Annotated in this window: 9 protein-coding genes; 6 read left to right on the plus strand and 3 right to left on the minus strand. The window is 57.0% G+C overall.

Annotated elements, in window-relative coordinates; genetic code table 11:
- The first annotated feature begins 86 nt into the window (after positions 1 to 86).
- A complete protein-coding gene (gene cysQ, locus ACWGXF_RS10750; protein ID WP_256630306.1) occupies positions 87 to 860 on the plus strand; it encodes a 3'(2'),5'-bisphosphate nucleotidase CysQ in 774 nt (257 codons plus the stop codon).
- Positions 861 to 940: 80 nt separating this feature from the next.
- A complete protein-coding gene (locus tag ACWGXF_RS10755) occupies positions 941 to 1,912 on the plus strand; it encodes a Bug family tripartite tricarboxylate transporter substrate binding protein (RefSeq protein ID WP_452101897.1) in 972 nt (323 codons plus the stop codon).
- A 358-nt stretch (positions 1,913 to 2,270) separates the two neighbouring features.
- Here ACWGXF_RS10755 and ACWGXF_RS10760 read toward each other — a convergent pair whose 3' ends face one another.
- Positions 2,271 to 3,209, minus strand: a complete 939-nt coding sequence (locus tag ACWGXF_RS10760) for a LysR family transcriptional regulator (RefSeq protein ID WP_256630308.1) — start codon at positions 3,207 to 3,209, stop codon at positions 2,271 to 2,273.
- Between the two features lie 148 nt (positions 3,210 to 3,357).
- Here ACWGXF_RS10760 and ACWGXF_RS10765 point away from each other — a divergent pair, with 148 nt between their 5' ends.
- Both ACWGXF_RS10765 and ACWGXF_RS10770 read left to right on the plus strand, forming a co-directional pair.
- On the plus strand, positions 3,358 to 3,822 hold the full coding sequence (locus ACWGXF_RS10765) for a (2Fe-2S)-binding protein (RefSeq protein ID WP_003070120.1): 465 nt from the start codon (positions 3,358 to 3,360) through the stop codon (positions 3,820 to 3,822).
- Positions 3,823 to 3,839: 17 nt separating this feature from the next.
- Positions 3,840 to 6,101: a xanthine dehydrogenase family protein molybdopterin-binding subunit gene (locus ACWGXF_RS10770; protein WP_256630309.1), complete on the plus strand. Its 2,262-nt coding sequence runs from the start codon at positions 3,840 to 3,842 to the stop codon at positions 6,099 to 6,101.
- An 18-nt stretch (positions 6,102 to 6,119) separates the two neighbouring features.
- Here ACWGXF_RS10770 and ACWGXF_RS10775 read toward each other — a convergent pair whose 3' ends face one another.
- Positions 6,120 to 8,507, minus strand: coding sequence for a DNA polymerase II (locus ACWGXF_RS10775; protein WP_370466574.1), 2,388 nt, complete (start codon positions 8,505 to 8,507; stop codon positions 6,120 to 6,122).
- Between the two features lie 388 nt (positions 8,508 to 8,895).
- Entirely contained in the window at positions 8,896 to 9,825 is a 930-nt protein-coding gene (locus ACWGXF_RS10780) for a LysR family transcriptional regulator (protein WP_081007773.1), read from the minus strand.
- A gap of 68 nt (positions 9,826 to 9,893) precedes the next feature.
- On the opposite strand from ACWGXF_RS10780, the gene ACWGXF_RS10785 reads away from it, so the two are divergent.
- Positions 9,894 to 10,892 carry a tripartite tricarboxylate transporter substrate binding protein gene (locus tag ACWGXF_RS10785; RefSeq protein ID WP_054075289.1) on the plus strand — a complete coding sequence of 333 codons (999 nt, stop codon included), beginning with the start codon at positions 9,894 to 9,896 and terminating at the stop codon, positions 10,890 to 10,892.
- A gap of 23 nt (positions 10,893 to 10,915) precedes the next feature.
- Positions 10,916 to 12,541 (plus strand): FAD-dependent monooxygenase, encoded by a 1,626-nt coding sequence (locus ACWGXF_RS10790; protein WP_054075254.1) that lies wholly within the window; start codon positions 10,916 to 10,918, stop codon positions 12,539 to 12,541.
- Positions 12,542 to 12,651 lie beyond the last annotated feature (110 nt).

The raw sequence follows: 12,651 nt of genomic DNA on the forward strand, positions 1-12,651 counted from the left end.
AGATCCGGACGCATTTACTGTCGGCCTGTCCTCTGATCGGCGCATAGGCCAAACGGACCACATGAATAACAAAACAGGAGATTTTTGTGACTCAGACTCGAAGCGCACTGCTTGAAGACGTAATGGCCATCACCCGTGAAGCGGGTGCTTTAATCATGAAGATCTACCGCTGCGACTTTGAGGTACGCGGCAAGCAGGATGCATCGCCCGTGACTGAAGCCGACGAAAAGGCCGAGCGCCTGATTCTTGAGCGTCTGGGCGCCTTGCAGTCGCAGTTTCCCGTCGTCTCCGAGGAGGCGGCTGCAGCGGGATATGTGCCTGAGATGGGGCAATGCTTCTGGCTGGTTGATCCTCTTGACGGGACCAAGGAATTCATCAACCGCAATGGCGAGTTCACAGTCAATATCGCGCTGATCGAAAATGGAACCCCTGTGCTGGGTGTCGTTTTCGCTCCAGCGCTGGATCGCATGTACGCGGGAGCCATAGGACTTGGCGCATTGCTGGAGGTGCAGGGAAAGCGCCAAGCCATCGAATGCAGAAGCATCCCGGAGGATGGCCTTGATGTGGTGGCCAGTCGTTCACACGGCGATGCCGATGCGCTTGATCAGTTTCTCAATGGGCGCTTGGTGCGGTCACTCAAAAGTGCAGGCTCATCGCTCAAGATTTGTCTGATCGCAGAGGGAGAGGCTGACCTTTATCCACGCTTGGGGCGCACCATGGAGTGGGATATCGCTGCGGGTCATGCGGTGCTGGCCGCGGCAGGCGGCCAGATTCATGCGCTCAATGGAGATGTTCTGAGCTACGGCAAGCGAGATTTGAGTAACCCTCATTTTTATGCCTGCTCGGCAGATTACCGCTGATTTCAAGCTTTCGCACAGCATTGCCTCCCGCCCTGAATGCCCTGGGTGCGAGCACTCAAAACCTCTCTGTTCTCCGATAGATGAACTTTGCTGCGACGCTAATTCGAGCTTGCCTGCTTTGCGGGCTGCTAATGAGTGCAGCCTGTGCCGACAAGGCTGCGTCTCGCCAACCCGTCAAAATCGTTGTCGGATTCGAAGCCGGTGGTGCTATGGATACCTTGGCGCGCGCGTTTGCAACCCAGCTCTCAGCGCGATTGCAGCGTTCCGTCTATGTGGAAAACAGAGTGGGGGCAGGTGGAGCCATTGCCGCGAACTATGTTGCGAAATCCAGGCCTGATGGAAATACGTTGCTCTTGGCGTCGCCTGCCGAGATCTTCATCAATCCCATTTACACCAGAAGCCAGGGGTCGGGCGAAGTCGCTGACATGGTGCCGGTGGCCAAAATTTCCTCTGCTCCTATTGTTCTTGCCACGCGTGGCGACTCCGCAATACATCAACTGAGTGATATCGCAACTGCAGCACAAAAAAATGCCAGCGGCCTGAGTTTCGCCTCCTCAGGAATTGGCAGCTTGCAGCATTTGGTGGGAGAGAGCTTGGGCAAAGCCCTGGGTGTGGAGCTATTGCATGTTCCATACGGGGGAGCTGCTTCCGCAACTGCAAGCCTGATGGGCAAACAAGTGGACCTGCTCTTTGCGGGGCTTGCTCCCATAGCCCCCCATCTGCAAAGCCAAAAGATGCACGCAGTGGGCATTGCATCGGCCTACAGGTCTAAGCGTTTCTCCGATATTCCTACGTTTCAGGAGAGGGGGCTCCAGGGCGTCAGCTTTGAATACTGGCAAGGAATCTTTCTTCCCAAGGGAGCGTCCTCCGAACTGGCTCTATTTCTATCCGCCGAGATCAATAACGTGATCAAAGACACGGGCTTTGTGGATCAACTAGAAAATACAGGCTTTGAGGTTGCATACAAGGACTACAAGCAATTCAAAGCATTTTTGCAAGCTGAAGATCAGAGCTACCGAAGCTTCTTTGAGAGAGACGGTTTTTTATATTGACCCCATGAATTCTTTTGGGGCTCAAACTTAACTAGATCATTGGATGTAGAAATCGTCGCGCAGGATCTGCTCTTGCTCGGTTTGAACGGCAGCATGGAGTCTGCTGCGCTTGTTCCAGAGCCCTGATGGCGGACCTCAAGCAAATCATCGGGCTGGAGCTGACATTTATGCTCTCCTGCTGGCCAGAAACCTGGCGTTGACGGTAGCTCGCGATGCGGACCTGAGCAGCAACCATCGTTGCCAAGCTACGGCAGGGGGATTTCCGTCCTTTGAAGAATATCCGGCGATGGGACATGAGGCTTAAAGGAATAAATGACGGGAAGTCGCTGATCAAGAAAGACATCAGAAGCAGCCACGGTCAGGGCCTCATTTGCCCGCGGGCTGTTTCGGACAAGCCATTGCTCTGCACATGCTGGACCAGAAAATCAAGAAATATCCGGGTCTTGAGAGGCAGGTGTGTGCGGTGTGGGTAATAAGCATAAAAGCCCGGGAAGCTTGCCCAATACGGTTTCAGCACTTCAATCAACTGGCCTGTGTTGAATGCGTCGGTCATGGATTCACGCCAGCCGGTAATCACGCCAATGCCATCAAGGGCTGCGCGCATGGCCGTGTCGCTATGGTTGACTGTCAGTGGCCCGCTCACGGAGCGCTCGCTTAGTTTGCCGTCGATATTGAATTCCCACTTGTAGAGTGCGCCGCTGCTGCTCATGCGGTAGTTGATGCATAGGTGCTGCTCCAGCTCGTCGGGGTGCTCGGGTGTGCCGTGTGTCCTGAGGTAAGCAGGAGATGCACCGAAACACATGGTCAGATCCTGTGTGAGTGGCACGGCAACCATATCGCCCTCCAGCGACTCGCCATTGCGTATGCCGACGTCAAATCCTTCTCGCACGATGTCCACAAAGCCGTCGTCATAGACCAGCTCGACGTGAATGTGCGGATGCATTGCAAAGAACTCGGCGAGCATGGGCTCGACGAGCACCTGGCCAGCAGGATGAGAGATGGTGAGGCGCAGCGTGCCGCCTTCGACGCCAGCTTGGAGCTGCAGATCCTCGGTCGCTTCGCGCAGGTTGGTGAGAGCCGGGGAAATGCGTTCCAGATAAATTCTTCCGGCTTCTGTCAGGTTGAGGCTGCGCGTTGTTCGATCGAACAGGCGTACATCCAGACGGGTTTCCAGCTTCTTGATCGTCTGGGACAGGGCGGCCGGCGTGACCCCGATGGCGTGGGCGGCGTAGGTCAGACTGCGATGCTGAGCTACCTGCTCAAAGGCAGCCAGATAGGCGAGTATTTCGGGCTTCATGTCCTCTATTTTTAAGTAAAACTTAATAACTTAAATAGTCTGCTTGACTTTTTCTTTTGCATTGCCTGGCGCACACTGCCTCTGCTTCACGCGCTGCCCAGGTGCCTGCAGCAGTCTCCGTGTCGAAAAGCAAACAAGAAAGCCCCCCATGCCTGTCAAATTCACTCTCAACGGCAAGCCCGCATCGGCTGATGTGGATCCTTCAACGCCCATCCTCTGGACCCTGCGTGACACACTGGGTATGACAGGGACCAAATTCGGTTGCGGCATGGCCATGTGCGGGGCATGCACTGTGCATCTGAATGGCCAGGCCATCCGTTCTTGCATTACGCCCATATCGGCGGCGCAAGGGCAAAAAATCGACACCATCGAAGCGCAGGCCGCAGACAAGGTGGGCAAGGCTGTCGAGGATGCGTGGGTTCGCAACGATGTGGCGCAATGCGGCTATTGCCAAAGTGGGCAAATCATGAGTGCGACCGCGCTGCTCAAAAGCAATCGCCAGCCCAGCGATGCGGATATCGATGCAGCCATGGCGGGCAATATCTGCCGCTGCGGAACCTATACACGCATTCGTGCAGCCATCCACGATGCTGCCAAAAACCTGTCGGCCTAAAAGAAGGAGCACATCCCATGCCTATTCCCAACCATCTTTTTGCCGATCTGCCCAAAGGTCTGCGTGCGCTGGCGGCTGACTCCATAGATGCAGGCCTAAAGCTCGAGCGGCGCGATTTCCTCAAGCTGGCGACGGCCTCGGGTTTCGCGCTGGGTGTATTTCCCGCGGCTGTGTCTGCACAAGCGAAGGGTAACGAAGAGGTTTCTACAAGCGCACTCAAGCCTTACCAGCAGCCATCGGCTTTTGTGAAGATTGACCGCGATGGAGCGGTGACGATCACCATCAACCGTCTGGAGTTCGGCCAAGGCGTGCAAACCGGCCTGCCCATGGTGCTGGCCGAAGAGCTGGACGCCGATTGGTCCAAGGTGCAGAGCGCGCACGGCAATGCCGATCCCGCATATCTGGATCCGGTCATGGGAATGCATCTCACGGGCGGCTCCACTGCCATCAAGAACTCGTATGTCCAGTATCGTGAACTGGGGGCGCGAACCCGCTCCATGCTGCTGGCCACGGCTGCCAAGCGCTGGGGTGTAGACCCGCAGTCCCTGCGCACTCAGGCAGGGCAGGTGATCGGGCCTAGGGGCAAGAAGCTGGGGTACGGCGAATTGGCGGATGAGGCCATGAAGATGCCTGTTCCGCAGCAGGTGAAGCTCAAGGACGTCAAAGACTTTCGCATCATCGGTCATGCCACGGGACGGCTCGATGCACGCGCCAAGTCCAGCGGCAGACAGTCCTACGGCATCGACATGCATCTGCCGGGTATGTTGACCGCGGTTGTGGCGCATCCGCCGGTGTATGGAAGCAAGATTCAATCGGTGGACGATGCGGCAGCCAAAGCCATCAAGGGTGTGCGTGCAGTGCTTCGTGTGCCCAGCGTGTGGGGGGGCGAGCTGGTTGCGGTGCTGGCCGATGGTTACTGGCCAGCCAAGCAGGGTCGCGATGCCCTGAAAATCCAGTGGGACAGCGCGGCGGTTGGCAAAGTCGATTCGGCTCGGCAACTGGCGCAGTATCGTGAATTGGCCAGGAAGCCGGGCGCACTCAAGTTCGATGCCGATGTTTCGGCATTGAGCGGTGCTGTTCACAAAATCAGTGCCGAATATGTCTTCCCCTACCTTGCCCATACGCCGATGGAGCCGCTGAACTGCACGGTGCGTGTGACAGGTGCTGGTAAGGACGCCAAGGTTGAGCTTTGGTTGGGCACGCAGGCCCCGGGCTGGGAAGTTGCAACGGCTGCGCGCGTGCTTGGCGTGGCACCGCAGAATGTCCGAGTCAATGTTCAGATGGCAGGGGGCGGTTTCGGCCGCCGCGCCAACCCGCGCAGTGACTACGTGGCCGAAGCCTGCGAGATTGCCAAGGCCGCCAGAACATCTGGTATTGAGGCACCGGTGCGCATGATCTGGAGCCGCGAGGACGATGTCAAAGGGGGCTATTACCGACCCATGCATGTGCATCGCGCCGAAATAGGTTTTGACGACAAGGGAAAGGTGATCGCCTGGGACCATGTGATCGTAGGCCAGTCGCTTGCCAAAGGCACGGCGTTTGAGGGCTTCATGGTCAAGAACGGAGTGGACACCACTACGGTTGAAGGAATGAAAGAGCCGTACGACCTGCCGATGCGACTCTCGGTGCATCACCCCGAGCTCAATGCGCCGGTTCTCTGGTGGCGCAGCGTGGGCTCTACGCACACCGCTTATGTGATGGAGACCTTGATGGATGAAATTGCCCGAGCTGTAAAGCAAGATCCTGTCGCATACAGGCTGCAGCAGTTTGGCGACAGGCATCCGCGTCACAAGGCCGCGTTGCAGCTGGCAGTCGAAAAGTCGGGCTACGGAAAGCGCCAACTGGCCGAGGGCAGAGCCTGGGGAGTGGCTGTGCACCAGTCTTTCGACTCGGTGGTTGCCTATGTGGTCGAGGCATCGATGAAGGATGGTGCTCCCAAGCTGCATGCGGTTACAGCTGGCGTGCATTGCAATCTGGCGGTGAACCCTCGGAGTGTCGAGGCTCAGGTGCAGGGTGGTGCCCTGATGGGCCTTGGCATGTGCTTGCCTGGGGCTGCGATCACCTTCAAGGATGGACAGGTGGAGCAGGGTAACTTCAATGATTACACCGTGGCCCGCTTAACCGATATGCCCGCGATCTCCGTGCATATCGTGCCGAGTGCCGATGCGCCCACGGGTATGGGTGAGCCGGGTGTGCCGCCATTGGCACCTGCTTTTGCCAACGCCATCGCCAAGCTGAGCGGCCATACACCACGCGAGCTGCCTTTCCAGAAAGCGTGAGAGCATGAGCCTGGATCGCTAGAAAAGCTCCTGCTGAGAGGATGTCAGAGTGACGAAATCCTCTCCGAGAGGGATCAAGATCGAGTCGGCAATCGGCTTGATCTGTTTCGCCAGATAGTGCTCGTAATCGATGCGTGAGCGGCGGATTTCCAAAGGCTCAGGGCCATTCTTGGTCATGACGTATTGGATCCAGCCGCCGTTCTGGTACTGCCTGGGGCGCCCCACGCGATCGTTGTACTCGTCGGCAATGCGAGCGGCACGGACCTGTGGTGGCACGTTGGCCACGTAGGCATCCAGGCGATGTCGCAGGCGTTTGCGATAGATGAGCAGATCATCCTTCTTGCCCGCCAGTGTCGAATGGGCGTACTCGATGACGAACTCGCGATAGGGGGCACCTTGGAAGACTCGCGAGAGCAAGCCCTCCTGGAACTGCCGAGCCAGCAGCGTCCAGTCGCTGCGTGCCATTTCAAGGCCGCGGTAGATCATCGATTCGTTTCCGGCGGCATCTACACTCAAGCCGGCATAGCGCTTCTTGCTGCCGATGTCCGAGCCGCGGATGGTGGGCATGAAGAACTTCTTGTAGTACGTGTCGAACTCGATCTCGAGAAAGCTCTTCAGGCCTTGCTCTTGATGCAGGGTTTGAATCCACCACGCGTTGATGTCCCGGGCCAGCTTGGCAGCCACGGCATATGCCTCTTCGGTGGTATGGGGCCGCTTGAGCCAAATAAAGATGGAGTCCGTGTCTCCATAAATAACTTCGTATCCGCGCTCTTCGACCAGATCCCTTGTGAGCTTCACCATTTCGTGGCCACGTAAGGTAATGGCTGAAATCAGATCTGGATTGAAGAATCTGCATTCCGACGCGCCTAGCACCCCAGCGAATGAGTTCATCACCAGCTTGAGCGCTTGCGACAGTGGCTCGTTCCTGGTGCGTTTGGCCTCATCTCGGGCCTGCCAGAGGGTGGTCACGATTTCCGGGAGACAGTGCTTCTCGCGAGAAAAGAGCGTGCCCCTTGGGCCTCTGATCAAAAGCTCAGAAGAGCTGGCATGTCGACCTTCTACCAAACCCACGGGGTCGACGAGGAAGGTGCGGATGATTGATGGATAGAGACTCTTGTAGTCCAGAACCACGACGGAGTCGTAGAAGCCAGGCTTGGAGTCCATGACATAGCCGCCGGGGGAGGACTTTCCTTGAACATCGCCCACGTTGGGCGCGACATATCCCATGCGGTGCATGCGTGGCAAATAGTGATGGCTGAATGCAGCAATGGAGCCACCGAACTGGTCGAGCTGCAGGCCCGTGGTGTGGGCGCGCTCCATCGCAAACTGCAGCAGCTTCGCCTTTTCGAAGATTCGTAGAACCAGCTCGCAGTCGCGTATGTTGTAGGCTGCAAGAGCGGGCTTGTCTAGCTGGTAGCGCCGCTCGATTTCCGCCATCTTGTCGTATTCGTCTCCGATGTCCTTGCCTTCGCCCAGAAGCTCCTGCGCGACGTTCTCGAGGCTGAAGGACGGGAAGCTCCAGACCGCGGCCCTGAGCGCTTCAATCCCGTCAACGACAACTCGTCCTGGCATGGGAGCAAACAGATAGCCTTGTTTGCCGGGATGGGTTCGCCATGCAATGGGCTTGCGCTCACGCCCAAGGAGTAGCGGTGTTGCACATTCGTCTGCAGTTTTCTGCAGCACACGCAGGTCGAACTGAATGACATTCCATCCAATGATGACGTCCGGATCATTGCGTGCAAACCAGTCGTTGAGCCTGTCAATCATGGCTTTGCGTGTTGAGCAATGAATCAGCTCGAAACCAGGCGTTCTTACGGGTTTGGCAGGAGCCTCACCCAGCATGAAAACGACGCGCTCCACCATGCCGTCCAGTGCGATCGAATACAGATCTTGGTGCTGACTGGTCTCGATGTCCAATGACACGACCTTCAGAACCGGCCGGAAATCGGGCGCAGGAACAAGCTTGCAGTTCACCAGCGTCGCATGTTCTGTCCGCCCGCCTTGCAGCGTGACGCCCGCCGTGATGAAGCGCTCCATCAAGTAACGCTCATGTGGTCGAACATCGGCTTCCAGAAGGGGAATGCCTAGTTGCTGGAGAGTGCGTGCAAGTCGCCGTAATTGACGAAAACTCCTGGCATAGATACCCAAGACGGGCTCTTGCTGAAAACTCTTCAGTCCCAGTTCCCGCAATTCCGCTCCAGCCAGGGGCGGGAGTTGCGCTTCTACCGCTTCTCTGTGCCGGGCCTCGACGAAAGCCACAGATTTCTGAGCAGTCAGGAGAACCTTCAGGGGGCCGCTATCGGTAGCCAGCCAATACTCAAGCTCGACGCCCGCCGGTGTGTCTCGCCAATTGCGAGTAAGGATGAATCCCTGGCGTTCTGGAGATAGCACGAAAGATGAAGTCAAGCGAATGTGACCGTCTTGAACCGGAGTTCAAGGCCCTGGCGGTGTGTGATGGCATGAGCTTGCGGAGCAAGCCACATGTCTCGAAAGAGGTGCCAATGAAATGATACCCAGCAATCATGACCACGTTTTTCCAACAGCGCCACGTCAACAGCAATCTAGGCGTTCCACAGATCTAAAGCGGATGGCGCAAATAGATGGGGTGATGCAAATGTTCCGCGAGGGCTGAAAACCGTCATCAAGTTGCTGCCGATCGATGACTGCCTCTATCGATAGCAGCTATTGCGAGAGGCTTGGTCCGAAATTTCGAACTGGCGTGAGAGTTGCACGAGGCGCCAGGGTTCGAGTTTTCAGGCCATATGCGAGGACGGATGGATCCAGAGGAGGGGCGTCAAGCCAGGTCATCTGACATGGCAATATGCATTTTCAAGGCTTCTATGAATTGAGTCTCGGCAAGCTGTCGATCTGCGCCTCTCCGTAGCGCGACGTACATATTGAGGTGAACGGCTGGTTCGGTCAGCATCGCTATGTTCAAGCCGTGCTGCTGGCATTCCTCCATCATGAAGGAGGGTACGACCGCGTTACCCAGGCCCGCTTCCACCATGGCAATCATGGTGCCCAGAAAATTCATTTCTGCCCGCTCTTCCTGGCTTGCCTTGACGCTGGGAAGATGCTTGTCAATCAAGGCCTGAATCGGGTTTGACATCGGCAAAGCAATCATGGGTAGGCCATCCAGAGATTTCCATGTTCGGTTCTGGACATGTGTGTTGCGCCGCCTCTCTCCTGGGCTGATGCTCATGAGCCGGAATCTGCACACCGATTCTCTGAGAAGGCCAGCCGCAGGCTTCACAAAAAATGCCATGCCCATGTTGGCATGTCCTTCAAGAACGGCTTGCCGAACGGAATCGAGGCTGCCATCCATGACCTGGATTCGCACCTCGGGATGTTTGCGTGCAAATTCAGCCACGACCTTCGGTAAAAGACAGGTCGCGATCACAGGCGTCGCGGCAATGGTCAGGGTTGACCGAGAGGCCAAGGTGCTGCCTTGTAACGCGACACCCAGTTGCCGCAGTTCCGTCACCACTCTCTCGGCATAGGGCTGCAGCAGCCGGCCTGCGTCGGTCAATGCCACTGCACGTGTGGTTCGCTCGAAGAGCCTGACCCCCAATTGGCGCTCAAGCTCCTTGACCAGCATGCTGACTCCTGAAGGAGACAGATGAATGCGCTCTGCCGCTGCCGCAAAGCTGCCGCACCTGCATATCTCGAGAAACGCCTGCAGTTGACGGCTCCCGACATTAATCAGCTTTACTGATGAATTCACCAAAAATTCCCGTTTGATTCAAATCAATGGACGCGGTGCAATTGCAGCACAAAACACAAGGAGACACCATGCTTACACCTTCAATAGGAGGCTTGGCCCTCAGCCGTCGCAAGGCACTTATTACCCTGGCTGCCACAGCCACGACGGCCCCCCTCGGGCTTTCGGCATTCGCGAATACGCAGGCTCCTGTGCGGCTGGTTGTGCCATTCACACCAGGCACAGGTATCGATCTGATTGCTCGAGTCATCGGTCCCAAGCTCTCGGAGCGCTTTCAGCGTCCCTTCATCGTGGACAACAAGCCTGGGGCCTCGGGCAACATCGGTACCCTGGAGGTGGTCCGGTCCACTCCCGACGGAACGACTTTGCTTGTCACCGTGAACACATTGGTGATGAATACCGAGCTATATCCGAAGATGGGATATAGCCCGGTTCGCGATCTCAGCGCCATCAGCCAGACCAGCGTAGGTCAATTGGTGCTGGTCACGGGCTCTCAATCCCGGATCACGGATCTGAAGGAGCTCATCAGCTATGCACAGAAAAATCCGGGCATGCTGAACTATGGCTCGCCAGGTGCCGGAACCCCCCATCACCTGGCAACAGAGCTGCTCAAGAGCAAAGCCAGGATATCGCTCACACATGTCAGCTATCGCGGCACGGCCCCGGCCTTGACCGACTTGCTGGGCGGACAGATTGATCTGATGTTTCTTCCTATCCACGTTGCTTTGCAGCACATCAAGGCAGGCAAGCTTCGCGCGCTTGCGATCAGTTCAGACACGCAATCCCCGCTGCTGCCTCAGGCGCCCTCGCTGAGGAGTCTGAACCTGGGCGATATGAATGTGGACATGTGGTATGGCTTGTTGGGGCCCAAGGGACTGTCTCCCGAGTTTGTGCGCAGCATCAACGAAGCCCTGAAGAGCATTCTTGCTCAGCCTGAAGTTGCCAAAGCATTTGAGTCCCAGGGCATGACACCCCAGCACAGCACTCCCCAGGCTTTCCAAACCTTGATCGAAGCCGATGCCAGGCGCTGGGGCAATCTCATCAAGACCCAGGGCATTACTGCCGAATAAGCCGGCCATAACAAGAAGATCAAATGAATATGCAAATCAATCAGACACAAGCGCCAGACAAGGATGCGGATGTAATCATCGTGGGCGGCGGCCCCGTGGGCATGGGGCTGGCTATAGAGCTGGGTCAGCGTGGTATCCGCTGTATCGTCGTGGAGCGCTACGCCAAGCCGCAACCGATTCCCAAGGGGCAGAACCTGACCCAGCGCACCATGGAGCATTTCCACGCCTGGGGTGCAGAAAAGGAGCTTCGCGCAGCTCGTACCATCCCGCCCGAATACGGCATAGGAGGCCTGACGGCCTACAACACATTGCTGGGGTCTTATTCTTACGACTGGCTTCAGCGCGATCTCGTCAAGCCTTATTACTTCACGGCGAACGAGCGCCTGCCTCAGTACGCCACGGAAGCGGTTCTGCGCGATAGAGCCGCCGAGCTGCCCTCTGTTGAAACCTTTTATGGCTGGAATTTCGATAGCTTGCGGCAGGACGACGAGGGTGTCAGCGTCACGGTGTCCGAAAAGAACGGATCGGATAGCAAGACGCTGCGGGCTAGTTATGTCGTGGGCTGTGATGGAGCACGCTCTGGCGTCCGGCAGCAAGCGGGCATCAGCCAGACCAAGACCGATCATGATCGCCTCATGGTACTGCTCGTATTCCGCTCACAGGGACTGCACAAGTTGCTTGAGCGCTTTCCCGGCAAGTCTTACTACAACGTGCTTCAGCCTGAACTCAAGGGCTACTGGAAATTCTTCGGCCGCGTCGATCTGGGCAATACCTGGTTCTTCCATGCGCCAGTGCCACCGGGAACCACGGCAGACAACTTCGACTTCCAGGCTTATCTGGAAGATGCTGTCGGAGCATCTTTTGATGTCGAGTTCGAGCATATAGGCTTCTGGGATCTGCGCTTCATGCTTGCCGACAGCTATCGCTCAGGCCGGGTCTTTATCGCCGGGGATGCAGCGCACAGCCATCCACCCTATGGCGGCTATGGGGTGAACTCAGGCCTGGAAGATGCACGTAATCTCGGGTGGAAGCTGGCAGCCGTGCTGGAGGGCTGGGGCAGCGAAAAGCTGCTGGACTCCTATGACCAGGAGCGCCGTCCTGTATTCAGATCCACCATTGACGACTTTATTGCCAAGTCCATAGAGACCGATCACCAGTTTCTGGCCAGCTTCGATCCAGAAAAGGATAGAAGCGCCTTTGAAGCAGCCTGGAGTCAGCGGGCAAATGGGGCCGCAGGTGAGGTTCATGCTTTCGAGCCCAACTATGAAGGCTCTCCAATTGTGCGCAGTGCTCGGGAGTCGGCCATCGGCAATTGCAGCGCCAAGGGCTCACACATATTCACCGCACGTGCCGGTCACCACCTGGCTCCAGCCGCGCTCGACGATGGCCGGAATGCATTCGAGCATTTGGGGGAGGGCTACACGCTGCTGGCAGCCGATATGCCTGCGCAAACGCTTGAGACGTTTCGGTATGTTGCCGGCACCAGGCAGCTGCCTCTGACCATTGTTGAAACCGCAAAAACGGATGAGTTTGCGCGCTATGGGGCAGACTTGATACTGGTTCGTCCGGATGCATTTGTCGCTTGGACGAATAGCGAGAAATTCATATCGAACGAGGATGTGGAAAATCTGCTCAAGGCAGTCATCTGAAAGATCGAGAACAGCTCGATGCCCCCTCGCTTGAGTCGAGCCTGGCTTGGGCGAGGGGCAGCCTGGCTACCAAGACTGGCGTCCCGGTAGCAGGCGGCAGCGCAATCATG

It is taken from the genome of Comamonas sp. HJ-2, from assembly GCF_053615495.1.